General features: G+C 46.4%; 25 protein-coding genes. 14 read left to right on the plus strand and 11 right to left on the minus strand.

Going from position 1 to position 22,681, the window contains the following annotated elements; all coding sequences use genetic code 11:
- Positions 1-33 precede the first annotated feature (33 nt).
- Complete coding sequence (locus VHA02S_RS15475) at positions 34-1,347, plus strand: 6-phospho-beta-glucosidase (protein WP_038897666.1); 1,314 nt, start codon at positions 34-36, stop codon at positions 1,345-1,347.
- Positions 1,348-1,437: 90 nt separating this feature from the next.
- On the opposite strand, the gene VHA02S_RS15480 is transcribed toward VHA02S_RS15475, so the two are convergent.
- Both VHA02S_RS15480 and VHA02S_RS15485 read right to left on the minus strand, forming a co-directional pair.
- Positions 1,438-2,439, minus strand: coding sequence for a zinc-dependent alcohol dehydrogenase family protein (locus tag VHA02S_RS15480; protein ID WP_038897665.1), 1,002 nt, complete (start codon positions 2,437-2,439; stop codon positions 1,438-1,440).
- A 95-nt stretch (positions 2,440-2,534) separates the two neighbouring features.
- Entirely contained in the window at positions 2,535-3,134 is a 600-nt protein-coding gene (locus tag VHA02S_RS15485) for a LysE family translocator (RefSeq protein WP_005429054.1), read from the minus strand.
- A 120-nt stretch (positions 3,135-3,254) separates the two neighbouring features.
- Here VHA02S_RS15485 and VHA02S_RS15490 point away from each other — a divergent pair, with 120 nt between their 5' ends.
- The gene (locus tag VHA02S_RS15490; protein ID WP_005450000.1) at positions 3,255-3,737 is read left to right on the plus strand and encodes an Lrp/AsnC family transcriptional regulator; all 483 of its coding nucleotides are present in this window, start codon (positions 3,255-3,257) and stop codon (positions 3,735-3,737) included.
- Between the two features lie 41 nt (positions 3,738-3,778).
- Here the strand turns inward: VHA02S_RS15490 and VHA02S_RS15495 are convergent, their stop codons facing one another.
- A complete protein-coding gene (locus tag VHA02S_RS15495) occupies positions 3,779-4,594 on the minus strand; it encodes an AraC family transcriptional regulator (RefSeq protein ID WP_017818268.1) in 816 nt (271 codons plus the stop codon).
- 84 nt (positions 4,595-4,678) lie between these two features.
- Here VHA02S_RS15495 and VHA02S_RS15500 point away from each other — a divergent pair, with 84 nt between their 5' ends.
- From VHA02S_RS15500 to ompV, 5 genes are all read left to right on the plus strand, one after another.
- Entirely contained in the window at positions 4,679-4,921 is a 243-nt protein-coding gene (locus tag VHA02S_RS15500; RefSeq protein ID WP_017189842.1) for a hypothetical protein, read from the plus strand.
- A gap of 54 nt (positions 4,922-4,975) precedes the next feature.
- A complete protein-coding gene (locus tag VHA02S_RS15505) occupies positions 4,976-5,668 on the plus strand; it encodes an MOSC domain-containing protein (protein WP_038897664.1) in 693 nt (230 codons plus the stop codon).
- Between the two features lie 200 nt (positions 5,669-5,868).
- The gene (locus VHA02S_RS15510; protein WP_017818270.1) at positions 5,869-6,375 is read left to right on the plus strand and encodes a GNAT family N-acetyltransferase; all 507 of its coding nucleotides are present in this window, start codon (positions 5,869-5,871) and stop codon (positions 6,373-6,375) included.
- Between the two features lie 119 nt (positions 6,376-6,494).
- Positions 6,495-6,704 carry a hypothetical protein gene (locus tag VHA02S_RS15515; RefSeq protein ID WP_038897663.1) on the plus strand — a complete coding sequence of 70 codons (210 nt, stop codon included), beginning with the start codon at positions 6,495-6,497 and terminating at the stop codon, positions 6,702-6,704.
- Positions 6,705-6,905: 201 nt separating this feature from the next.
- Positions 6,906-7,682 carry an outer membrane protein OmpV gene (gene ompV / locus VHA02S_RS15520; protein WP_009695852.1) on the plus strand — a complete coding sequence of 259 codons (777 nt, stop codon included), beginning with the start codon at positions 6,906-6,908 and terminating at the stop codon, positions 7,680-7,682.
- Positions 7,683-7,760: 78 nt separating this feature from the next.
- Here the strand turns inward: ompV and VHA02S_RS15525 are convergent, their stop codons facing one another.
- From VHA02S_RS15525 to VHA02S_RS15545, 5 genes are all read right to left on the minus strand, one after another.
- A complete protein-coding gene (locus VHA02S_RS15525; RefSeq protein WP_038897662.1) occupies positions 7,761-8,999 on the minus strand; it encodes a DEAD/DEAH box helicase in 1,239 nt (412 codons plus the stop codon).
- 155 nt (positions 9,000-9,154) lie between these two features.
- Positions 9,155-9,697 carry a peroxiredoxin-like family protein gene (locus VHA02S_RS15530; protein ID WP_038897660.1) on the minus strand — a complete coding sequence of 181 codons (543 nt, stop codon included), beginning with the start codon at positions 9,695-9,697 and terminating at the stop codon, positions 9,155-9,157.
- A 235-nt stretch (positions 9,698-9,932) separates the two neighbouring features.
- Positions 9,933-10,493: an RNA polymerase sigma factor SigZ gene (gene sigZ, locus VHA02S_RS15535; protein ID WP_038897659.1), complete on the minus strand. Its 561-nt coding sequence runs from the start codon at positions 10,491-10,493 to the stop codon at positions 9,933-9,935.
- A 166-nt stretch (positions 10,494-10,659) separates the two neighbouring features.
- Positions 10,660-11,835, minus strand: coding sequence for a MalY/PatB family protein (locus VHA02S_RS15540; RefSeq protein WP_038897658.1), 1,176 nt, complete (start codon positions 11,833-11,835; stop codon positions 10,660-10,662).
- A 159-nt stretch (positions 11,836-11,994) separates the two neighbouring features.
- Positions 11,995-12,339, minus strand: a complete 345-nt coding sequence (locus VHA02S_RS15545; protein ID WP_038897657.1) for a hypothetical protein — start codon at positions 12,337-12,339, stop codon at positions 11,995-11,997.
- A 163-nt stretch (positions 12,340-12,502) separates the two neighbouring features.
- Here VHA02S_RS15545 and VHA02S_RS15550 point away from each other — a divergent pair, with 163 nt between their 5' ends.
- Both VHA02S_RS15550 and VHA02S_RS15555 read left to right on the plus strand, forming a co-directional pair.
- On the plus strand, positions 12,503-13,030 hold the full coding sequence (locus VHA02S_RS15550; RefSeq protein WP_005449975.1) for a DUF2975 domain-containing protein: 528 nt from the start codon (positions 12,503-12,505) through the stop codon (positions 13,028-13,030).
- An 11-nt stretch (positions 13,031-13,041) separates the two neighbouring features.
- The gene (locus VHA02S_RS15555) at positions 13,042-13,257 is read left to right on the plus strand and encodes a helix-turn-helix domain-containing protein (RefSeq protein ID WP_005429033.1); all 216 of its coding nucleotides are present in this window, start codon (positions 13,042-13,044) and stop codon (positions 13,255-13,257) included.
- Positions 13,258-13,366: 109 nt separating this feature from the next.
- Here the strand turns inward: VHA02S_RS15555 and uxuA are convergent, their stop codons facing one another.
- The 3 genes from uxuA to VHA02S_RS15570 form a co-directional block, all read right to left on the minus strand.
- Positions 13,367-14,554 carry a mannonate dehydratase gene (gene uxuA, locus VHA02S_RS15560; RefSeq protein ID WP_038897656.1) on the minus strand — a complete coding sequence of 396 codons (1,188 nt, stop codon included), beginning with the start codon at positions 14,552-14,554 and terminating at the stop codon, positions 13,367-13,369.
- 129 nt (positions 14,555-14,683) lie between these two features.
- The gene (locus VHA02S_RS15565; RefSeq protein ID WP_005449971.1) at positions 14,684-15,475 is read right to left on the minus strand and encodes an FCD domain-containing protein; all 792 of its coding nucleotides are present in this window, start codon (positions 15,473-15,475) and stop codon (positions 14,684-14,686) included.
- A gap of 107 nt (positions 15,476-15,582) precedes the next feature.
- Positions 15,583-16,566, minus strand: a complete 984-nt coding sequence (locus tag VHA02S_RS15570; protein ID WP_005449968.1) for a TRAP transporter substrate-binding protein — start codon at positions 16,564-16,566, stop codon at positions 15,583-15,585.
- Between the two features lie 321 nt (positions 16,567-16,887).
- Between VHA02S_RS15570 and VHA02S_RS15575 the strand changes: the two genes are divergently transcribed.
- The 5 genes from VHA02S_RS15575 (at position 16,888) to VHA02S_RS15595 (ending at position 22,681) form a co-directional block, all read left to right on the plus strand.
- The gene (locus VHA02S_RS15575; protein WP_038897655.1) at positions 16,888-17,403 is read left to right on the plus strand and encodes a TRAP transporter small permease; all 516 of its coding nucleotides are present in this window, start codon (positions 16,888-16,890) and stop codon (positions 17,401-17,403) included.
- Between the two features lie 11 nt (positions 17,404-17,414).
- Entirely contained in the window at positions 17,415-18,716 is a 1,302-nt protein-coding gene (locus VHA02S_RS15580) for a TRAP transporter large permease (RefSeq protein ID WP_005449959.1), read from the plus strand.
- Between the two features lie 95 nt (positions 18,717-18,811).
- The gene (locus VHA02S_RS15585; RefSeq protein WP_038897654.1) at positions 18,812-20,275 is read left to right on the plus strand and encodes a mannitol dehydrogenase family protein; all 1,464 of its coding nucleotides are present in this window, start codon (positions 18,812-18,814) and stop codon (positions 20,273-20,275) included.
- 12 nt (positions 20,276-20,287) lie between these two features.
- Positions 20,288-21,700: a glucuronate isomerase gene (gene uxaC, locus VHA02S_RS15590; RefSeq protein WP_005429022.1), complete on the plus strand. Its 1,413-nt coding sequence runs from the start codon at positions 20,288-20,290 to the stop codon at positions 21,698-21,700.
- A 3-nt stretch (positions 21,701-21,703) separates the two neighbouring features.
- On the plus strand, positions 21,704-22,681 hold the full coding sequence (locus VHA02S_RS15595) for a sugar kinase (RefSeq protein WP_038897653.1): 978 nt from the start codon (positions 21,704-21,706) through the stop codon (positions 22,679-22,681).

Raw genomic sequence — 22,681 nt, forward strand, 5'->3', positions numbered from 1 at the left:
TCAAACTGTCTTATCCATAACGAGAACATCACGATGAAAAAGAATCTTAAAATTACCATCATTGGCGCAGGCTCTAGCTACACACCAGAGCTGATCGAAGGTCTGATCAAACGCAATCATGAACTGCCAATCGGCGAACTGTGGTTGGTTGATATCGAAGATGGCGCAGAGAAAGTCAGCATCATTGGCGATTTAACACGTCGCATGTTGGCTAAAAACGACATGTCGCATATTGATGTGCACGTCACCTTGGATCGCAAACCTGCTTTGAAAGACGCAGACTTTGTATGTTCTCAATTTCGCGCTGGCTGCTTGGAAGGTCGAATCCGTGATGAACGCATCTCGCTGAAGTACGGCATGATCGGTCAGGAGACCAATGGGCTAGGCGGTTTTGCCAATGCCTGTCGCACCATTCCTATCGCGCTGGAAATCTGTAAAGAGATGGAAGTGTTGTGTCCAGATGCTTGGTTGCTAAACTTTACCAACCCATCAGGCATGGTTACAGAAGCGATTCTCAAACACACCAAAGTGAAAGCGGTCGGTTTATGTAACGTGCCAGTGATCATGCAAAAAGGCATCGCCCAAATGCTAGGTGCTAGCGAGCAAGAGTTTGTACTGCAAGTTGCGGGTTTGAACCACTTTATCTGGGCACGTCAGATCCTGCACGAAGGTCGTGACAAACTGCAAGAAGTGGTCGAAGAGATCCTATCCGGCAACGATCCTTTGGTGCCGCAAAATATTCCTCCATTCGACTGGCCACAAGAGTTGCTGCGTAATATGGGGATGATCCCGTGTGCTTACCTGCGCTATTACTACACCAGCGAAGACATCATGAGCCAAGAGATTGAAGAAGCGAACGGCGAAGGCACACGCGGTGAAGTGGTCAAAGCTATGGAGAAACGACTGTTCGATATCTACCGCAATCCAGAGCTCAACGAAAAACCAAAAGAGCTCGAAAAGCGTGGTGGTCAATACTACTCAGAAGCTGCCTGCGAGCTGATGAGCTCTATCTACAACGATAAGCGCACCATCATGCACGTAAACACCCGTAACAACGGTGCCATTGCAGGTTTACCTGACGATTGCGCGGTGGAAGTCAGCTGCATGATCACAAAATCGGGACCTGTGGCTTTAAACGTCGCGCCATTCCCAAGCGATACGCTGCGCTTGATTCAATTGATGAAAGACTTTGAATCACTCACGGTAGAAGCGGCTGTCACAGGCGACCGCAATGCCGCGCATCGAGCATTGATTTTGAACCCGCTCGTGACCACTGGAACGATTCTAGAAAAGGCTCTAGAAGAGACGATTGAAGCTAACCTCGACTACATGCCACAGTTCCGATAATCCAAACAAAAACAAAAAAGGGATGGTGAATACCATCCCTTTTTTGTTCTTCAATTTACCCAGTAACCTCAAGGTGTTTGAATACTGTTACTACATGGTCAGTATAATTTTGCCTTGCAGCGTGACTGCCTCATCTTCTATCAGCTCGAAGGCACTCTGGAACTGTTCTAACGGAAGGTAGCAATCCACATCAAGTTGTATCTGGTGTTCCACAAAGTGTTCTAGCATCTCAGCAAAGACTTGTTTGCGAACGGTCTTACCAACCGACTCTTCCCAATAACGCAAAAAGAACGTGCTGAAATCGATATTGTTCTGCTTCATATAAGCGAAGAAAGCAGACTCATAAGGGGTGAGTGAAAGCGTTCCGTAATTGATGTATGTTCCCGAATGACGCAAAACTTGGATGAGTTCTGTTCCCACTTTGCCGCCAATAGCATCAAACGCGACATTCGGTTGCAGCAACTCTCGGGCATCAATTTGAGATTGCAGATCTTGCTTGCTATTTAGCACTGCAATGGCGTCGTATGGATAACGCTCTGGCGCGGAGCTTATCGCAATCAAAGTAAATCCAAGTGAGTGCGACAACTGAGCGAAGATCTTACCAATCGCAGAATTGCCTGCGTTGATGATCACCACGTCATCTTTACTTAACTTGGCAACGTGAGTGGTGATCACCCAAGCCGTCAGGGCATTGATATACAACTGGCAAGCGTAGCCATTCTCAAGCTCTTCCGGCACTGCAAAGACATTCTCCTCAGGCGCATCGACATAGCTTTGCCAAGCCCCACTCTGTGCCACCAGCACCTTTTGCCCAATTTGAAATTCGGTTTGATGCGGATCGTTTATCTCAACCACTCGCCCAACCGCTTCAAACCCAGGCACTCGCGGCGGTACGTGGGTACGACGATACTGCCCTACTCCCTGAATCGACAATCGGTCACTCGGATTAATGTTTGTGGCTTCGATTTGCACGCGCACTTTATCCAAAGCCAGTGGCTCTAGCTCAACATACTCCAACACCAATGATACACTTGGCGAACCAAAGCTCAGTTGATTAACGCGAGTGTTTGTCTTGGTCTTAGTTAAGCTCATCTTGATACCATTGAATTGCTCGAGGGAATATGGCGCGCCATAGCGAAACGGGTATATAACGTTTTCTCGGCGCGCACGTCAAATTGGATAAGAGCTTAAACGGGCTGACTCAGCATAAACACCACCACTAACGCTAGGCTGCTGCCCATGCATCGGTTTACCCACACCACCTTTTGTGGTGACTGAATAAAGCGGTTCAATACTGTGCCAAAGTACGCCCACGCAAACATCCCCAGCACACCAGTTCCCACCATTACGCTGATAATGATCACCACCTGTGTCAGGTAATCATTGTTTGGTGAGATGAATTGAGAGAACACTGTCAGTGACGCAACCCAACTTTTCGGATTAAGAATTTGCACCCAAACGCCAGATAAAAAGCCGGACTTTTTCGCATTCGAATCATTGTCGAGTTCCATTGTGGCAATCGACCATGCGAGATACAGCAGGTACGCCGCACCAATCCACTTTAACGCCGTGTACAAATCAGGGTAAAGGGTAAACAAACTGACAAGCCCCACACTTGCACCAACCAACATGATGATCACCCCGACTGCATTGCCCAATACGAACGGTACGGTCGCAGAAAACCCATATCGGCTTGAAATACCTAACAGCGCGACGTTACCAGCTCCCGGCGTTAAAGAAATAGAAACGGCAAACAACAAAAATGCCGCCAACAATTGAGCACTCATGCACTCTCTCCCAAAAAGTAATCAACGAATATGGGAACAGTCTAACGATTTGGGTAAAAAGAAAATTGCTATCTGAGCTACGATAAAAGCAAATTTGAGCAGACTATTTCCAGAGTAACCATGAAAAAGAAAGAATCCACCAACTTTGAATTGGATAGTACCGATTTCGCCATTCTTGACCATATTCAGAAAGATGGTCGCATGAGTAACTCTAAGCTTGCCGAGACCGTTAACCTGAGTGAAACGCCCTGCTGGCGACGCTGGAAAAAGATGGAAGAGGAAGGCTACATTGAGGGTTATGCAGCAAAGCTGAACCGCAAAAAGCTCGGTTTCCAAGTTTCTGGTTTTACGCTGGTGACACTAGGCAGTCATGAGGTAGAAAACACCACGCCTTTTGAAGACTTTGTCGCAGAAACCGATTGGATCTTAATGTGTCACTGCATTGCAGGCAGCGCGGATTATATGGTGCAAGTGGTGGCTCGAGACTTAGACGAATACTTTGACCGCATCAGTGCTATTCGCCGCGTGAAAGGCATCAGCGCCATTCAATCTAACGTCTCCGTAAAGGAAATTAAGAGTACTTTCCAGTTACCGTTAGAGTAGTGTGATGGACGAGACTGATTTTGTGGGCAAGATTGGACTCACTATCCCCGTCGACCATTCACACGGAACTGTTGTGGGGTGACATCAAAATAGGCTTTAAACGCTTTGATGTAAGAAGAGTCATTTTGATACCCCACTTGATCGGCAATGCTTTGGATCGAGAGCTCTTCATCTAGCAAAGAGAGCGAATAAATCAGCCGAATTTGTTGCCGCCAAAGTTGAAATGAGGTGTTGAACTCTTTGGAGAACAGGCGCGACAATGTTCGCTCAGATGCGCCTACTGTCTCTCCCCACTGTTTGAGTGACCAATCTAATGCTGGCGTGTCGGTCAGCGCTTCAAATATCAGCTTTAAGCGCCTGTCTTCTGGCAGCAGTAACTGAAAGGTCTGCACGTTATCTTTCATGATTTGATCGTGGAGTACGCCAAGCAATCGTGATACTTCCTCATCACTCACGAGCCCTTCGCATTGGCGGCGTATTTCCTGTAACAGCTCGTTTAAGAACGGCGTGAGAGTGATGGTTCTAACTTGATGCTCGTACTCAGTACCAAACTTAGGGTTTAGATAGATACCGACAAATGTCGTATGGCTTAGCGCGATGGATTCATGTTGAATACCCGCAGGTACAAACAGCGCAGAGGTATGAGGCACAAGGTGTTGGTAGTGCTCGGTTTTGGTTTGCAATAGCCCTTTGATCGGGAAAATGACTTGATGCCACGTGTGTTGGTGCAACGCATCAATGTAACCTTTCGGCATGTCGATGGTCTTAACCAAAGCTGGAGAGTGAGGATTGGCAGCCATCATCTCATTGGAGGTCATGACACCGGAGTGAGAATCGATTTGGCGGGTTGGCATCATTAACTGTCCTTACATCCCTACTCTGACACAAGTTCACTAGGCTATCATGCTCGGCAAAGTGAATGAAGCCGTGAGGTGCGACGTATGCGATATCAAGTTGAAATATCCAAAGAAAACCAACTCTTATTCAAAGTCAATATTGATAACATCAACCAAGACAAGTGCGAAGCATCGCTTGAAAACGTGTTAACCAAGTTTCCTAAAGCGGAAGGTTATCAACGTCATGTGTTGGTTTCAGATAGCGAAACGCGTTACTTAAAAAGCACAGAAAAGCGCATTGAAGTACTGGCAGCGATTCCGGTATTCAAATCATTGGGTGAGCGATAACGTGATTTTGTCTCACACCGTTTGGCAAATCAGTTTTAGCGATAAGGAAAGAATATGAAGAAGTTAGGCGTAGTTAACAGCGTATTAGCAGGTAAAACCGTTGCCTTTGCACATGGTGCGAAAAGTGCGATTAACAAGCAGGTTCTACCTCAGCGTCAGCACGCAACAGAACTGGGTTTTACCAACGACGAACAAGGCGATCCGCGCTTTCATGGTGGGATTCAAAAAGCCCTTCATATTTACCCAAGCGAGCACTATCCGATTTGGCAACAAGAGTTGGGCGACAAAGCGATTTTCCAATCAGCTGGCGCGTTCGGTGAGAACTTAAGCTCAAGCGGCGTAACAGAAGCGTCCATTTGCCTGAAAGATAAAATCCGCATCGGCTCAACCTTGCTGGAAGTATCCCAAGGGCGCATGCCTTGCTGGAAACTCAACGTCCGCTTCGAGCAAAACGACATGGCGAGAAGACTGCAAGATACGCTTCGAACAGGCTGGTACTTCCGAGTGCTACAAGAGGGCGATATCGGTGCAGGTGACGAGATTATTCTGTGCGAAAGACCTCACCCAGACTGGTCATTGGCTCGCATCATGGGCGCAGTATTTACTGGTTGCCTAGATAAAACAGAGCTAAGCCAACTAGCGGAACTTCCATTGGTTGAATCTTGGGGCAAGCTTGTTGAACGCCGCCTAGAAACCGGTGAAGTCGAAGATTGGGAGATGCGTTTGGTTGGTCCGACTGCGGGTTAATTCCCGTTTTGACTCCCCGATAGATCGGAGCGTATCCCTTCCGATATCCGCCCCACAACCAATTCAGTGGGGCTTTTGCTTTTTAGCCGTTCAAAACAGCAAATCTGTATTTAAGCTGGAGCTTAGCAATTAACAAAGGTTAATGAATCACGCACAAATACTCTTTATGTTGTACCCAAAATAATACAAGGGGAAGCATGATGCTCGAATGGAGAATTAAGAAATTCGCAGACCTGTCTGTTCAAGAGCTTTACGATTTTTTGCAGCAAAGAGTCAATATTTTCATCGTAGACATGAACACGCCATACAGTGATTTGGATGGTAAAGATAACCATCCCGACACCTACCACGTGATGGGGTATGATAACGAACGTCTGGTGGCTTATAGTCGTATTATGCCTCCGAAACTCGGATATCCCGTTGACGTTTTACCCTTGCTGAACTCTGATGCCAATGACGTGTGTATTGGTCGCGTTATCGTCGCAGAGGACTACAGAGGGAAAAACATCGGTAACCAATTGATGCAAGTGAGTTTCGATGCCACAAGAAAGATCTACCCGACCGACAGCATTTTTATATCCGCACAAGCACACTTGAAAGACTACTACGGCAAGTTCGGCTTCGATGTTGTCACCGATAGCTACTTGGAAGATGGGTGCTCTATGTTGGGTCTTAGATACATTCCGAAAGTTGTCTGCTCAGCCTAAAAAACCATTCATCACCCTATACGTTCACTTAGAACGCTATTAGGCGTTTTATCTCAAAGCCAAAACCGTCATCACTTTGCTCTGTATCGTGTATTGAAACAAAGCAAAGGAGAAAGGCAATGAGCGGACAGTTAGTAAGATTGGTTTTAAGATGGATGCATATATTGTGTGCGCTGTTGGTGAGTGCAGCGCTTTATTCACCGCTGAAAGCAAATGAAATGTTCATGACTTTAACGTTATTTGTACTTGTTCCCGTCGTTGCTATCACAGGCGTTATGATGTGGAAGCAAGGGAAAGTCATGAAGTACCTTCACCGCAAACCCAGTTAAACCATCTCAACGGCAATAGAGATCATCTATACCAATGTCTCAACCATGCCTTCACAGCGGGCATGGTTCTACTTCTTAGCGTTTTTTTAGGCGAAACCATACATTTCTTAAAGTCATCATTACACTTCCATACGCTCTGCTGATAGAGAGTTACAATTTTATTTTGTACAGTGTTCAAAACCAAACAACTGGGACAGAACAATGAACAAGACAATTATTGCATTATTAACGTTGACGGCTGCAGGCACGGCAACAGCGGGTGATACTTATATTCGTAACGGTAACATCTACAACAACGAAGGTGGCTGGATGGTCGAAGCTGGCGTAGTACAAGCGAGCGATCTTTTCAAAGACCAAAAACACAACACTGCGCCAGTTCTAAACGGTGGCTACCATGGTGAAGACTTCAACGCTGATTTAGGCGGTATTAACTACCGTTTCCTAGGTGACAACGATGAACTACTTAACATGAGTGCTTACGTAGTAGGTAGCGGTGTACCTCGTGATAGCGATGTAGCGAAAAGCCTAAAAGGTACGAAACGACGTGATATTGCGATCGATCTAGGTTTGAACGCAGATTTCAGACTTGATCCAAACAACGTGATCTCAACTTACCTACAACATGATGTATCAGGTGCTTACAAAGGCTTCCAAGGTGGTGCTACTTACTTCCATATCATGAATATCGGTAATGTTGATTTCGTACCATTTGCGAGCGTGTCTTACCAAAGCAAAGATTACGTTGATTACTACTTCGGTGTAACAGACAAAGAAGCACGTGCAAACCGCAAAGCATACAAAGGCGATGCAACCGTAAACTACGGTTTAGGTTACAAACTGGTAGTGCCAATCACTGAGCACTGGCAAATCAGCCAAGTATCACAATACACTCGTCTAGGTAGTGGCATCAGCGATTCTTCTATCGTAGACAGTGCAAACCAATGGGCAGTAGGCGCGACAGTTTCTTACAACTTCTAAGCACTCCCCCTATTTAGACACACACTCCATTTAATTAAAAAGCCATCATTACGATGGCTTTTTTTTATTTGGTTTTGCTCATTTAGCTTTAGGCGCTTGGCGTTTCGGCTTACCTTGAAACTGCTTAATGCTCTTTTTGGCATTGGTTCGGCGATTGGCTTTTTTATCACGTGGAGCACGCTTGCTTTCGCCTGTTGATGGCTTATCCGTTACAGGGAAACCTTCAAGGTCTTGCGTTGGCAATTCACGTTGCGTCAAGTTACGGATCGCTGTAAGCGCTTCGGTTTCTCCATGGCAGACCAGCGACATTGCGACACCTTGCTCGCCAGCACGCGCTGTGCGCCCAACTCGGTGAACGTATGTTTCCGCATGCATTGGCAATTCAAAGTTAATTACTACTGGTAGTTGCTCGATGTGAATACCGCGAGCTAATAGATCGGTAGCGATCAACACCTGTGTTTGCCCGGACTTAAACTGCGCCAACGCTTCTTCTCGCTCTGCTTGGCTCTTATTACCGTGCAGCGCATTGGTTGTAATTCCAGCTTTGTTCAATTTCTTCGCCAAACCATCAGCGTTCTCTTTAGCACCAATAAATACCAATACCTGCGCCCATGCATTTTGCTTGATCAGTTCAACCAACGCTTTGGTTTTGCTGCCTTTGTTGACGAGATACAACGTTTCGGCAATATCTTGATTGGTGCTGTTTTCTTGATGCGCTGCTACCTGTTTTGGTGCGTGCATGAGCTGCTTGGTTTTGCCCTTCAACTCATCAGAAAACGTTGCTGAGAACATCGCGGTTTGACGCTGGTTTGAAATCTGCCCTGCAATATTTTGCACGTCTGGCCAAAAGCCCATATCCAGCAAACGATCCGCTTCATCCAACACTAGATAATGGATATTACCCAGGACCAAACCGTTGTTCGCCAGATCAACTAAACGACCGGTTGTCGCCACAAGAATGTGGGGATTTGACGCAAGTGCTTGTAGTTGCTGCTCTTTGTCAACGCCACCACACAAACACACTGCGTTGAGACCAATAGATTGACCAACTTGGTTAATCGCCTCGCTCACTTGTGTCGCCAGTTCACGTGTAGGTACTAGAATCAGCGCTTTTTGCTCTGGATTTACACTTAGCTTTTCCAACAAAGGCAAACCATACGCAAGGGTTTTACCACTACCTGTATTTGCCAATGCCAACACATCTTTACCACTGAGTAGCTCAGGAATAGCCAAAGCCTGAATATCAGTTGGCTTCTTAAAGTCTTTTGGCAGTGCGTGAATCAGCTCAGAACTCAAAGAGAGAGTAGAAAATGGCATTAGCTTAACCTTGTGCTTTTGATTGAAGAGGCAGTAAAAGATGCGGTAAATCGCAGGCGCGGACTTTACCACAATCTAGGAGACGAACAATCCAATTTTAGAAGAGGAAGTCTGCGAACGTTGTTGGTTTTTAATGCCTCAAACCAAAACAGTGATTAGATTGCCGCTTGGTAGGTACCACGAATAGGGTAATCATTTTCTGGGTTACGGATAAACGCCAACCCTGAGAGCAAGACTTCTAGGTCAGGTCGAGCGAATGGACCGTTGGAAATATCGACTAACTGAACTTGTCCTTTACTGTTCACCACAAACAAACCTGGCTCTGCAAAGAGATGGTCTGTCTCTTTTTCTGAGCGAGGCTCCGAGATATACAAACCTAGCGTTTGCATCTGCTCTACTGTCAGACCATAAGCGACTGGGAACGTGACGGTAAGTTGCTCCATATGCTGCTCTAGCTGTGCTTGGCTATCTGCGGACACCGCCACGATATCCATCCCGAGTTGTAAGAATCGCGCTTTTAGTGTCTCTAGTTGGTTGAGATAGCGAGTACACAAAGGGCAATGTTTGCCACGGTAAACCACCACTAAACGCCAATCGACATTCTCTGAAGGCTTACCTAGCTCGATTGTATCGCCATTTAACGTTGGTAGAGTGATAGAGGGAAACAAATCACCTGCGGTAAATTTCGTCGTTGTCATTATTCAGTCCTATTTACTTCACATTGTTCACGGTAAAGCGGGCGCGACACAGGTTGGAGTGGAGGGCATTGCTGCCCTCACATGTCGCGCCCTAATCAAGAGACCGGAGTTATCATCGAATGTATTCGTTACATTTGTCAGAATTAATACGTTCAATAACCACAACTTTTAAAAATGTGAACGCAGAACCAAAACTCTGCGCTTTTACATTGTAAATCGAGCGGATATTTTAGCTTTATGCCACTTCAGAACTATACATTTGAGCCATGTGAAGGCACTGCGGTTCTGGTGAGAAATCAACGATACCTCCTCGCCCGGCTTCAACATTGCAGTACTCAACTAACAAGGCTTTGAGCTTAACTCGACCGCGCTGAATTCGGCTTTTCGTCGCAGAAAGCGAAAGCCCCAACTGATCCGCTACCGTTTGTTGAGGCAAACCATCGAGTTCAGACAAAATCATGGCTTGGCGATATTTCTCTGGTAGGCACTCAAACATTGGGCGCAAACAATGCCCCATGGTTTGTAGATTCTCCAGCTCTATCGGCATTTCCTCTTCAATCTGATTGTCTATCAGCTCTTCATAACTTTGCTGCGTACGATAGTGATCCATGATCGCGTTGTGCGTGATGCGATATAACCAACTTTTAATTTTACTTCGCGCTTCTAACTGGTCGATCTTTTGACTCGCCTTGATGTACACCTCTTGCAAAATGTCATCGGCTAAATCTGGATCACTGGTCTGTTTGACAATGTAGTTTTTGAGCTGCTCTTTGTGCGTCAACCACTCTGCTAACATACGACGGTCTCTATACATAAAAAGATAATTCGATATTAATCGAAATATAACCGTATGGCAAGTATGACATAGACCGCTAAGACTCAGACTCAACCACGCCATCTGCTAGCGCTTTGATACCTTTAGTGATGGTTTGTGTCATCGTTTTATTCTCCTACCACTTCACTTATTTACGTTTATCGACAGCGGCTTTAAGCAACTCAAACGAGGTTTGAATTTGCTCTAAAGAACAAGCGAAGTTCATGCGGTAGTAGTTTTCATTGGGTTCACCAAACCAAGTACCTGGCGTTAGCGCCATTTTGGCTTCTTCTGTCAGCAAGGTTTTTAACTGAGAAGGTTCTAATTCTAAACCAGAAAAATCCAACCAAATTTGGTTGGTTCCTTGTGGCGGGAACGCTTTCACCAGTGGCAAGTTGTGCTCAATAAACTCAATAATCCAGTTACGATTGTTTTGCGTGTAGGCATGAAAACCTTCAAACCACTCTTTACCTTGTTGGTAACCCGCAATCGTCGCGTAAGTGGTAAACGCATTGCCATGATCGATAGACAGTGAAGCTGACGTCGCTTTGATTTTCTCGAAAAGTGCTTGGTTATCGCTGTAAATATAACCGTTAGAGATGCTGTTCAAACCAAAATTTTTCGCCGGCGAGCCAATGATCGTCAGGCTGTTTTCATAACCTAATGAAGTCATACTGGTAAAGGTGGAACCTTCAAACACAATGTCGGCATGCACTTCATCGCTGATGATCATCACCTTGTATTTCTCAGCTAACGCCACCATGCGCTCTAGTTCTGCTTTCGTCCAAACACGCCCCACTGGGTTATGAGGGTTGCACAGCAAAATCATTTGCACTTCACCACTTTTCAACTGATTTTCAAGCAGCTCAAAGTCCATCACGTAGTAGTCGTTTTCAATTTTCATTGTGTTGCCCACAACAGTACGACCCGCAGATTCAATTAAACGTCGGAATTGATGATAAACCGGTGTCTGGATCAGAACGCCCTCACCTTCTTTGGTGAACTCGCGAATCAGTAGCGCAATCGCACTCAGTACGCCCGGCACTTGAACAAAGTTATCAGTGCTAAGCTCAAGACCATGCAAATCCTTATTCCAATCAGCAATGGACTGAAAGACCGTCTTGCTATCAAACTCGTATGAGAAGGTTTCACGGCTGACAAGTTGCTGCATCGCTTGCGAAATAGGTGATGCAATAGGAAAGTCCATATCCGCAATCCAATACGGTACGACTTGGTCTGTTCCGTACACTTGGTTGAGCATTTGGCTATCGTGCTTGATGAATTTATCTTTAATGTCTGAACGCGTTGGTTGCGGCTTGAACATGGAATTCTCCGGTCAAAATAGTTGTGTCTAATAAGACGACATCGCAAAGAAAAAGACGCAGATTATTTGCAACTCTTCATTATAAAAGTGACTTTCGATCACTTTTTACGCCAAGAATCATAGTGTTAAAGAGCAAAAATTCACAATAAATAACTGTGGTTAATCAAAGTCCCATGAGAAGCCAACACTAACATCGCCATCGTCGTTCGACTGCATGCGAGTTTTAATGTTGCTGTTTGGAAAATGCGTGATGTAGCACTCGACGTTTTTCTTTTTGTTCGCATCGGCAAGAGATGTGAATTGCTCTTCTGTCCCTCGCGTACATTTATCATCGGTAAACGCGTCATGTTTTGGCGTTGTATCCAGCGCGTATGGAGAACTCTCCCATGTATTGCTCTCTTCGAGATTGTAGTCTTTGCCCACATCATCCAAAAAAATACCCTCAGCTAAGCTAGGAGCAGATACCGTTAGCAACGTCGTTGTAAAAAAAATCGCCTTATTCATTCCCCATACCTTTATTCATCAATTTTATAAATCCACTTGGCAACATTAAATACTTGCATTAAGAAAAGCAATAAAAAATTATCGTAAAACGATAAGTTTTTATTGCGATATTATTTTTAACTGATTAGGATGAGCGAAAATTAAATCTGATATGAGGTTTGTCATGTCTCAACATTCCATAAGCAACTTTAGTCGTAAGCTACTTATCCTATTTTGGTTTTCTATGATCTTCACGGTTGTGCTCAATACCGTCTTTTGGTTTGGGGCAACTATGTTTGATGCGGAGTGGTTTCACGCCACCTTTCCTATTGAAGTGGCGCTCCCTCTTTCCGTTACGCGTTCTATAATTGGCTACTTCCCAAGCATGATCTCAACACTACTGACAGTGGCCTTACTGTGGCAGCTCATCGTCCTTTTCCGTTTGTATGAGAAAGGGCAGATTTTTGAACGCCAAAATACGGAGTGTTTCAAGAAACTCAGCTACTTACTGATCGCAACACCGTTTATTGAAGTCACGATGGACGTGCTTCTTAGCTTGGCTTTGTCGTACAATGACGGGAATTGGAATGTGTCAGCGGAAGTAGACGACAGCGACATTACTATGATGGTCATCGGTTTTATTGTCCGAGTCATCGCTGTAGTGATGGATAGAGCAGTCGAGCTACAAGAAGAAAGTGAGCTGACAATTTAAGTGAATGGTATATGGCGATTGTAATCAACTTGGATGTAATGCTGGCAAAACGGAAGATGCGCTCTAATGAACTAGCGAAGCTCATTGGTATTACTGAACAAAACTTATCGGTACTCAAAAATGGTCGTGCTAAGGCGGTTAAGTTAGCCACTTTGGAAGCCATATGTACACATTTAAATTGCCAACCAGGTGATATTTTAGAGTTTGTGCCGGATGACGACGATTAACACCCTTCATCCCTAATCAACTTAAATAAAAACCGAAGCATTACGCTTCGGTTTTTTGCTTTTATTTATATGGTTTGATGACACTCTCTGGTGTGCTTAATAAATTCAATTACTTAGTGTAGAAAGCGCGTTTTAGTGCCATCTCTAGTCCACGCACTTCCGCAAGACCTTTCAAGCGACCGATGGCTGAGTAGCCTGGGTTGGTCTTCTTCTTCAAATCATCCAGCATTTGGTGACCATGGTCAGGACGCATAGGAATTAAACGGTGATCGCCCACTTCTGCGCGGCGTTGTTCTTCATCCAAAATTGCCATCACCACATTGTACATATCTACATCGCCATCAAGGTGCGCCGCTTCGTGGAATGTCATCGGGTTGCTTTCTTCACGTTTGGTTGAACGCAAGTGAGTGAAGTAAACACGGTCACCGTGCTTTTTAATCATTTTCACTAGGTCGTTGTCACCACGAACACCGTAAGAGCCGGTACACATGGTTAAACCATTCATTTTGCTTGGTACTTTTTCAGTCAACCAATCAATATCTTCGATGGTTGACACAATGCGTGGCAGACCAAGAATTGGGCGCGGTGGATCGTCTGGGTGTACCGCCAATTTCAAACCATGCGCTTCACACACTGGCATGAGTTCTGCCAAGAAGTGCGCCATGTGCTCACGGAGTTTGTCTTTGCTGATGCCCGAGTAACGGTCCAATTGTGCTTGGAACTCTTCTAGCGTGTAACCTTCTTCTGCGCCCGGCAAACCAGCAATGATGTTGCTTGTCAGCTGTTGAATTTGATCCGCCGTCATGCTGTTGAAGTATTCAAGGGCTTGCGCTTGTTCAGATTCGGTGTAATCCGCTTCTGCGCCCGGACGCTTAAGGATATGCAGCTCAAATGCCGCAAAAGCGATTTGGTCAAAACGTAGTGCTTTAGAGCCATCCGGCATTTCAAATTCGAGGTCTGTACGCGTCCAGTCGAGTACTGGCATAAAGTTGTAGCAGACCGTATCTACGCCGCACTCAGCAAGATTACGCAGCGTTTGTTTGTAGTTGTCGATCCATTGTTGGAAGTTGCCCGTCTGAGTTTTGATTTCTTCGTGAACAGGAACACTTTCAACCACCGACCACGTTAAGCCTTTCTCTTCGATGATGGCTTTACGTTTTAAAATCTCTTCTTTAGACCACACTTCACCATTTGGAATGTGATGCAAGGCATTCACAATGCCTGTTGCGCCTGCTTGACGAATATCGTCTAGCGACACAGGGTCATTCGGACCGTACCAACGCCAAGTTTGTTCCATGACACTCACCTTTTTTAAGACGCACTCAGCCCGCTCGAATTTATCAAGCTAAGTGCACAACGACTTCTTAATATGCAGCCACGATAATGCAGCTGCGCTGACTAGAGCCGACCGAAGCCGGCAATGTGGTTAACCGTTTTCAGCGCCCTGCAGAACAACAGGGTTGGAACTGAATAAGTAACCATCAAAATTCGGGTCATCGATGTCAGACAGCTCCAACAGGCGCTGTTTAACGTTTTCAAGGTGTTGCCACATGGCATTTTTTGCAGCGATTGGATCTTTACGCTGCAATGCGGCAAGGATTTTGGCGTGATCGTCTAACCACTCTTCACGGTAGTCTTGACCAGCAATGTGAGAATGAAGTTTATTCCACATTGGGCTGCTCTCACGTCGCTCCCAAGATTGCTTCAGCATGTCCACCAGCACAGAGTTTTGAGTTGCCTCTGCAATGCACATATGAAACTTCTCATCACCGTTACAATCTGCGGTACCGCTGGCGAGTTCTTCTCGTTCTAACTCAAGGGCTGCACGCATTTTCACGATATCGCCTGGCGTTACTTGCATCGCTGCAAATTCCGCAATGTTACTTTCAAGTAACTGGCGAGCTTGGAGCATTTCAAACGGACCGGCATCATCGCTGATCACGTTCTCACGGGAGTTCGGTTGAGATGGAATATTGATAACATACACCCCAGAACCTTTCTTCACTTCGACAAGGTTTTCCAGCTCCAGCATGATGATCGCTTCACGCACTACTGTGCGGCTAACGTCGAGACGTTCTGCGATATCGCGCTCAGGCGGCAGCCTATCTCCGACCACGTAACGGCCATTGATAAGTTCTTGTCTAAGGACTAAACCGATCTCTTGATACGGTCTTTTCGGTTCAAAAGGCATCATGATGATATTATCACTATATTCCATCTAACTTCTCACGCCATCATAACGACCAATAACAATTGGTCAACCTCTATGTACCAGAATGTGGTAACACCTTGTTTTCGATTGTTTATTACTAATTACTTTGTGAATTACTTAACTGCTTTGATCTTCTCAACCAGTTCATTTAATTCAGGATTTGTCTTTTCTAAGTCCGCGTACATTGGTTGAACCGCTTCAACGAATGCCGCTTTATTTGGTTCAACAAAAGTTACGCCCATCTTTTCAGCTTTTGTACGCTCTTTTGCTTCTGACTCAGCCCACAATTTCTTCATGTATTCAGAAGAGTCTGCAGCTGCTTTCATCAGTGCTTTTTGCTGCTCAGGAGTTAGCTTGTCGTACGTTTTAGTCGAAATAACCAATACGTCTGGCACCATGGTGTGCTCGTCTAGGCTGAAGTATTTCGATACCTCACTGTGACGGCTCAAGCTAAATGATGGGATGTTGTTTTCCGCTGCATCCACCACGCCTTGTTGTAATGCAGTGTATAGCTCACCGTATGCCAATGGTGTTGGGTTACCACCTAACGCTTTTACCATCGCAATCGCAGATGGGCTCGGCTGTACACGCACTTTCAGACCTTTTAGATCTTCAGGCGTATTGATTGGCTTGTTGGTGTAAAAGCTACGAGCACCAGCATCGTAGTAAGTCACACCAATAAAGCCGCTGTCTGCTGAAGAATTCAGGATTTCACGACCTACTTCACCGTCGGTCACTTTGTAGTAGTGGTCTTTATCGCGGAACAAGTAAGGCATGTTGAATGCCGCATAAGCTGGGGAGAAAGCTTCCAATTCTGCCGCGTTACTCTTCACCATATCCAGAGCACCGTTTTGCATTAGCTCCATCGATTCACGCTGAGTGCCTAGCTGCGCATCAGGGTAGATACGGATACGAACTTCACCGTCTGTCATTTCACGAACTTCTTTTGCCATAAAGTCCATTGCTTTATGTACTGCATGGTCACGAGGGTGGTTGTGACTTAGCTTCAAAGTGGTCGCAGCATAAGCAGAAGCAGTGGCGCCGAAGGTCATTGCAGCACCTACTACAGCGCTTAAAAGAGTCTTACGCGTCATCATTGTTCTATTCTCCTTGGATTGGTTGTCCAATATGTAGGGTAGTTTTAATTTTTCACGGTATTTCTTGTTTCGAGGTCATTATTGGCGATCGAAAAACCTATCGTCAAAACAAAAAAGCAAATTGATTGACCAAAATCACAATAAGAACCCTTAAATTGGTCAACCAATCCATTTGTGAACCTGCTCACGTGACAACCAAATCGGCTAACTTATAATCCGACCAGAAAGATTAGCGTATGTTACTGCCCTACACAGAAACACATTCTTACATTGGTAAACCAATTGTTATGAGATACGCGTATTTACTGAAAGGAAACTAAAATGAATAAATTGGTCAAATACATAAATAGAGGGTTGGCCGCCTTTACCATCTCTCTGTCGACCTTCCTCGTTTTTTGCGTGGTCTGGCAAGTGCTATCTCGTTACGTTATTGGTAGACCAAGTACCGTGACCGATGAACTTGCTCGTTATCTCTTTATGTGGGTAGCCCTTATTGGTGCCGCATACACCACTGGTCTGAAACGTCACCTTGCTATCGACTTGCTGACAATGAAGCTGCAAGGCAAACGCAAACTCATCAATGAAATCGTCATCCAAATTGCCATTGCCCTGTTCTCTTACGTGGTATTGGTTCACGGCGGTACTCAACTGGCGATGAAAACACTGGCTACGGGTCAGTTAACGCCAGCACTAGGCTTGGAAATGGGCTACATCTACTTCTGCCTTCCAATTAGTGGCGCACTGATGATCTTCTACTCGGCGGTATTTGCTTTTGACCGCATCAAACAATTGACGTCTGGTAAAGCCCTACTCACCGACACCCAACTTGATCAATAGAGGGTTCCACAATGGAATGGCAATTAATTCTTACCCTATTCGGTAGCTTCGCAGTCCTGCTTGCGATTGGTGTACCGGTCTCTTTTGCTATCGGTTTGTCGTCGTTAGCGACCATTTTAATGAGCTTACCGTTAGAGCCTGCTATCGCCGTTGTGGCGCAGCGTATGGCGGCGGGTCTTGATAACTTCGCCCTATTGGCAATCCCGTTCTTTATCTTGGCGGGCAACATCATGAACCAAGGCGGTATCGCACTTCGCCTGATTAACTTTGCTAAAGTTTTAGGTGGTCGTCTTCCTGGTTCTCTAGCGCACGTAAACGTGATGGCGAACATGATGTTTGGCTCTATTTCTGGCTCAGCGGTTGCGTCTGCTGCAGCGGTTGGCGGTACTATGTCTCCCCTGCAAAAGAAAGACGGTTACGATGAAAACTTCTCTGCCGCAGTAAACATTACGTCTTGTCCTTCTGGTTTGTTGATCCCACCAAGTAACACACTGATCGTGTTCTCATTAGTGTCTGGTGGTACGTCTATCGCAGCATTGTTCCTAGCAGGTTACATTCCTGGCATCTTGATGGGTCTGAGCATCATGGTAGTGGCAGGCATTATTGCGAAACGTCGTGGTTACCCAATCGCAGCACGCCCTTCTCTTGCAATGGTTTGGGATACGTTCTTAAAAGCAGCCCCATCTCTGGCACTGATTGTGATCATCATGGGTGGCATTATCGGCGGTATCTTCACCGCAACAGAAGCCTCAGCTATCGCGGTGGTGTACACCTTCGCTCTTGCAGTACTGATTTACCGTGAAGTGAAATGGCGAGACCTTCCTAAGATCATCCTAGAATCTGCAGTCACCACCTCTATCGTATTGCTGTTGGTTGGCGCATCTATGGGTATGTCTTGGGCAATGGCAAACGCTGATATTCCTTACATGATCGCGGACGCTCTACTGGCTATTTCAGATAACCCACTGATGATTCTTCTGATCATCAACATCATTCTGCTGATTGTTGGTATCTTCATGGATATGACACCAGCGGTACTGATCTTTACGCCAATTTTCCTACCAATCGCGCTGGATATGGGCATCGACCCAGTGCACTTCGGCATCATGATGACGTTCAACTTGGCTATCGGCATCTGTACCCCACCAGTAGGTAGCGCGTTGTTCATCGGTTGTTCTGTGGCGAACGTTGCCATCGACAAAGTGATTAAGCCTCTACTTCCATTCTACGTTGCACTGATTGCGGCACTAATGGCAGTGACCTTTATTCCTGAACTAAGCCTGTTCTTGCCTAACCTTGTTCTTGGCTACTAAGCGCTTAGTGACAAGCTCTAGAGTTACGATCTCTAGATTCGAATGATTAAAATAAACCATCCCGCAGGTTCGCCTGCGGGAAAAGGGATACCAAAATGAAGACTATTTCGAATTCCACTCTGAATGACCACGTTCTGCTTCCGGACTACGACCGCTCAACGCTTAAAAGCCGTATTGTTCACCTTGGTTTTGGTGCATTCCACCGAGCGCACCAAGCTCTATTCACTAATGAAATGCTAAGCAAAACAGACTCGGATTGGGGCATTTGCGAAATCAACCTATTTGGTGGTGAAGAGTTAATTCAATCGCTGCGCGCACAAGACCACCTCTATACAGTGGCAGAAAAAGGCGCAGGATCGACTGAGGTAAAAGTGATTGGCTCAGTGACCGAATCACTCCACCCAAGCCTCGACAGCATTCAAGCGGTGTTAGAAAAAATGACAGAGCCACAAGTGGCGATCGTTTCAATGACGATTACCGAGAAAGGCTACTGCGCTGACCCAGCGACGGGCACGCTTGATAAAAACAATCCGCTAGTCATTGCTGACCTTGCCAACCCAACTGAGCCAAAATCAGCATTGGGTTACATCGTGCAAGCACTGAAGATGCGCCGTGAACGCGGTCTGACGCCATTTACCGTGATGTCTTGCGATAACGTGCAAGAGAACGGTCACGTAGCAAAAGCAGCGGTACTTGAGTTCGCTCAACTGCTCGACCCAGAATTGTGTGACTGGATTGAAACCAACGTTACCTTCCCTTGCACCATGGTTGACCGCATTGTGCCAGCAGCAACCGAAGAGACACTGACTGAAATCGCTGAGCTACTTGGCTGTGAAGACCCGTGTGGCATCGCTTGTGAACCTTTCCGCCAATGGGTTATCGAGGATAACTTCGTGGCAGGTCGCCCGGATTGGAACGTGGCTGGCGCAGAATTCGTTGCCGACGTTGTGCCTTACGAAGAAATGAAGCTGCGCATGCTAAATGGTAGCCACTCGTTCCTAGCCTACCTAGGTTACCTTGGCGGTTACGCGCACATCTCTGACACCATGACAGATGAAGGCTACCGCAAAGCGGCATTCGACATGATGATGCAAGCGCAAGCCCCTTCGCTGACCATGCCAGAAGGCACCGATTTAGAAGGCTACGCCAAGCTGCTTATCGAGCGCTTCACTAACCCGAGCTTGAAACACAAAACATGGCAAATCGCGATGGATGGCAGCCAGAAGATCCCACAACGCATGGGCGGCAGCTTACGATTCCATCTTGCTCAAGGCTCTAACTACTCTTGGTTGGCAACAGCAATTGCAGGTTGGATGCGCTACGTATCTGGCGTGGACGAGCAAGGCAACGATATTGATGTTCGCGATCCGATGGCAGAGACACTACGTCAGATCTGCGACCAGCACGGCTTGAACGTTTCTGTTGTGCCTGCATTGCTCGCGGTTGAAGCCATCTTCCCTGCAGAGCTTGGTCAAAACCCACAAGTGATTGATGCAGTGAGCAGTGCTTACCAATCGCTAATCGATAACGGTGCTCGTGCCACTGTCGCTGCGTTGTAATAGGAGTTAACGATGAAGAATTTCTTGTGTGAAGACTTTTTACTCTCAAACGAAACTGCACGTCGCTTGTACCATGAGCATGCGTTCCACCAGCCAATTTATGATTACCACTGCCACCTAAACCCAGCGGAAGTGGCGCAAAATCGTCAGTTCGATAACTTGGGTCAAATCTGGCTTGAAGGCGATCACTACAAATGGCGTGGCATGCGCTCGGCAGGCATTGAAGAGCGCTTGATTACGGGTGATGCGAGCGATTACGACAAATACATGGCGTGGGCGAAGACGGTTCCTCAAACCTTGGGCAACCCGCTTTACCACTGGACGCACCTAGAACTGCGTCGCCCATTCGGCATTACCAATACGCTGTTTAGCCCAGACACAGCAGACCAAATTTGGCATCAATGTAATGAGCTGCTTGCGACACCTGAGTTCACAGCTCGCGGCATCATGCAGCAAATGAACGTCGTAATGGCGGGCACGACCGATGACCCTATCGATTCACTAGAACACCACAAAGCGATCGCAGAAGACGACACCTTTAACGTTAAAGTACTGCCGAGTTGGCGTCCGGATAAAGCGTTCAAGATTGAATTGGACGTGTTTGCGGATTACATGCACAAACTGGGCGAAGTAGCAGACATTGAAATTCGCCGCTTTGATGATTTATTGAGTGCGCTTGATAAACGTTTGGCACACTTCGATGCACATGGCTGTCGTGCGGCAGACCACGGCATTGAGATCGTCCGTTACGCGCCAATTCCAAGCGAAGCTGATTTAGATGCGTTGCTGACCCGTCGTTTGAGTGGCGAAGTACTGTCAGAGCTTGAATGTGCGCAATTCTCTACCGCAGTTCAAGTTTGGCTCGGCAAACGCTACGCACAATTGGGCTGGGTCATGCAGCTTCATATTGGCGCACAACGCAACAACAGCACACGCATGTTCCAACTACTAGGTGCTGATGCTGGCTTTGATTCGATTGGCGATCGCCCATTTGCTTTTGAACTAGCACATCTATTGGATGAAATGGACCAAACCAATGAGCTGCCTCGCACCATCCTTTACTGTTTGAACCCTCGTGATAACGAAATGATGGCGACCATGATTGGCAACTTCCAAGGTGGCGGCATCGCGGGCAAAGTGCAGTTTGGCTCGGGTTGGTGGTTCAACGATCAGAAAGATGGCATGCAACGCCAAATGGAACAGCTTTCTCAACTTGGTTTGCTCAGCCAATTCGTCGGCATGTTAACGGACTCGCGCAGCTTCTTGTCTTACACTCGTCACGAATACTTCCGCCGCATCTTGTGTGACATGGTCGGTCGTTGGGCAGAGAACGGCGAAGTTCCAAATGACCTATCGTTGCTTGGTCCTATGGTCGAAGACATCTGTTTTGGTAACGCAAAACGCTACTTTGAAGAGAGGGCGTAACCAATGAAGCACATCGCCATTATTGGTGAATGTATGATTGAGCTGAATGGCAAACCGTTCGGCTCAATGCATCAAACATTTGGTGGGGATACGCTCAACGCTGCGGTTTATTTGAGCCGCGGCTGCGAAGCCAATAGCAAACCTGATGAAGTTAAAGTCTCTTACGTTACGGCGCTTGGCAATGACCCGATCAGTACAGGCATGCTGACTCGCTGGGAAGACGAAGGCGTCTCAACAGATTTAGTGCTGCGCGATGAGACTCGCACGCCGGGTTTATATTTGATTCAACTTGATGACCAAGGCGAGCGTACGTTTCTATATTGGCGCAATCAATCAGCAGCACGTTACTTACTTCAACATCCTAACTTTGGCCTGGTTAAGCAAGCATTAACTCAAGTGGATGCGGTGTTTCTCAGCGGTATCTCTTTAGCCATCTTGCCAGAAGAAGACCGAATTTCACTGCTCAACTTATTGGTCGAACTTAAAGCCCAAGGTGTTGAAATCGCTTTTGATAGTAACTTCCGCCCAGCACTATGGCCTCAAGACAATAATCAAACCGTCAAAAACGTTTACCAAGCCATCTATCAACTGACGGACGTTGCCTTGGTGACTTTTGATGATGAGCAATTGATCTGGGGTGACGAAACACCAGAGCAAACCATTGAACGCCTTACCTCTCTTGGCGTAGGCAAATGCATCGTCAAGCTCGGCGCAGATGGCTGCTTGGTTCAAGACTCAACAAATCAGGGGTCGAGCGCGGCTCTGGCTCCACAAGCCGTGCCAACCCAACCTGTCGCTCAAGTGGTGGACACCACATCGGCGGGCGACTCATTCAATGGTGGCTTTTTATCAGCATACCTTGCTGGTGCCGATCTCGCGACCTCATGTCAAAGAGGTAACGCACTGGCAGGTGCTGTGATTCAACATCGCGGTGCCATCATTCCCAAAGCATTCACACAACCGGCGCTTGGCGTCGTTTAA

The sequence above is a fragment of the Vibrio harveyi NBRC 15634 = ATCC 14126 = KCTC 12724 genome (assembly GCF_001591145.1).
Taxonomy (GTDB): domain Bacteria; phylum Pseudomonadota; class Gammaproteobacteria; order Enterobacterales; family Vibrionaceae; genus Vibrio; species Vibrio harveyi.

Coding starts and splice junctions, on each gene's coding strand:
- uxuA (WP_038897656.1), bottom strand. CDS start 14,554: ATGGAACAAACTTGGCGTTGGTACGGTCCGAATGACCCTGTGTCGCTA.
- VHA02S_RS15490 (WP_005450000.1), top strand. CDS start 3,255: ATGAAAAAGAAAGAATCCACCAACTTTGAATTGGATAGTACCGATTTC.
- VHA02S_RS15500 (WP_017189842.1), top strand. CDS start 4,679: ATGCGATATCAAGTTGAAATATCCAAAGAAAACCAACTCTTATTCAAA.
- VHA02S_RS15530 (WP_038897660.1), bottom strand. CDS start 9,697: ATGACAACGACGAAATTTACCGCAGGTGATTTGTTTCCCTCTATCACT.
- VHA02S_RS15570 (WP_005449968.1), bottom strand. CDS start 16,566: ATGATGACGCGTAAGACTCTTTTAAGCGCTGTAGTAGGTGCTGCAATG.
- VHA02S_RS15525 (WP_038897662.1), bottom strand. CDS start 8,999: ATGCCATTTTCTACTCTCTCTTTGAGTTCTGAGCTGATTCACGCACTG.
- VHA02S_RS15480 (WP_038897665.1), bottom strand. CDS start 2,439: ATGAGCTTAACTAAGACCAAGACAAACACTCGCGTTAATCAACTGAGC.
- VHA02S_RS15505 (WP_038897664.1), top strand. CDS start 4,976: ATGAAGAAGTTAGGCGTAGTTAACAGCGTATTAGCAGGTAAAACCGTT.
- VHA02S_RS15540 (WP_038897658.1), bottom strand. CDS start 11,835: ATGTTCAAGCCGCAACCAACGCGTTCAGACATTAAAGATAAATTCATC.
- VHA02S_RS15545 (WP_038897657.1), bottom strand. CDS start 12,339: ATGAATAAGGCGATTTTTTTTACAACGACGTTGCTAACGGTATCTGCT.
- VHA02S_RS15485 (WP_005429054.1), bottom strand. CDS start 3,134: ATGAGTGCTCAATTGTTGGCGGCATTTTTGTTGTTTGCCGTTTCTATT.
- VHA02S_RS15550 (WP_005449975.1), top strand. CDS start 12,503: ATGTCTCAACATTCCATAAGCAACTTTAGTCGTAAGCTACTTATCCTA.
- uxaC (WP_005429022.1), top strand. CDS start 20,288: ATGAAGAATTTCTTGTGTGAAGACTTTTTACTCTCAAACGAAACTGCA.
- VHA02S_RS15495 (WP_017818268.1), bottom strand. CDS start 4,594: ATGATGCCAACCCGCCAAATCGATTCTCACTCCGGTGTCATGACCTCC.
- sigZ (WP_038897659.1), bottom strand. CDS start 10,493: ATGTTAGCAGAGTGGTTGACGCACAAAGAGCAGCTCAAAAACTACATT.
- VHA02S_RS15555 (WP_005429033.1), top strand. CDS start 13,042: ATGGCGATTGTAATCAACTTGGATGTAATGCTGGCAAAACGGAAGATG.
- VHA02S_RS15580 (WP_005449959.1), top strand. CDS start 17,415: ATGGAATGGCAATTAATTCTTACCCTATTCGGTAGCTTCGCAGTCCTG.
- VHA02S_RS15585 (WP_038897654.1), top strand. CDS start 18,812: ATGAAGACTATTTCGAATTCCACTCTGAATGACCACGTTCTGCTTCCG.
- VHA02S_RS15475 (WP_038897666.1), top strand. CDS start 34: ATGAAAAAGAATCTTAAAATTACCATCATTGGCGCAGGCTCTAGCTAC.
- VHA02S_RS15510 (WP_017818270.1), top strand. CDS start 5,869: ATGCTCGAATGGAGAATTAAGAAATTCGCAGACCTGTCTGTTCAAGAG.
- VHA02S_RS15595 (WP_038897653.1), top strand. CDS start 21,704: ATGAAGCACATCGCCATTATTGGTGAATGTATGATTGAGCTGAATGGC.
- ompV (WP_009695852.1), top strand. CDS start 6,906: ATGAACAAGACAATTATTGCATTATTAACGTTGACGGCTGCAGGCACG.
- VHA02S_RS15575 (WP_038897655.1), top strand. CDS start 16,888: ATGAATAAATTGGTCAAATACATAAATAGAGGGTTGGCCGCCTTTACC.
- VHA02S_RS15565 (WP_005449971.1), bottom strand. CDS start 15,475: ATGGAATATAGTGATAATATCATCATGATGCCTTTTGAACCGAAAAGA.
- VHA02S_RS15515 (WP_038897663.1), top strand. CDS start 6,495: ATGAGCGGACAGTTAGTAAGATTGGTTTTAAGATGGATGCATATATTG.